The 293-nt window shown below is 45.7% G+C and carries 1 protein-coding gene; it reads left to right on the forward strand.

Annotation, left to right across the window (positions count from 1 at the left end; genetic code table 11):
• Nucleotides 1-214, forward strand: a 214-nt coding sequence (locus tag CE491_RS30510; protein ID WP_234407448.1) for a hypothetical protein, incomplete at its 5' end; no start/stop codon positions are given.
• Nucleotides 215-293: the final 79 nt, after the last annotated feature.

Consider the following 293-nt stretch of genomic DNA (forward strand, 5'->3'; position numbering starts at 1 on the left):
TCATTTGCTTCATCATCGAAAAGCTCGGCGATTGGTGTTCCGGGATTTTGCCAAATCAGGAAGTCTTTTTCAGAATTTCCCTAGAAAATCCGGGGCGATTCAGCCGAACACATTTGGTAGGTACAGAAAAGCATTTTATGAGCTCCCGAAAATTTTACTGGCAGGCCAGTCGGGAAATGCTTCTTCAATCTCCACAGCAGCCTCGCTCACATAATATGAATCGCCCCGGATTTTCTAGACACTCTCCAAGCTCAGGAAATAGCGTTTCTCATACTCTACTGGAGACAGCTGCA

It is taken from the genome of Pseudomonas bohemica (genome assembly GCF_002934685.1).
In the GTDB taxonomy this organism is placed as follows: domain Bacteria; phylum Pseudomonadota; class Gammaproteobacteria; order Pseudomonadales; family Pseudomonadaceae; genus Aquipseudomonas; species Aquipseudomonas bohemica.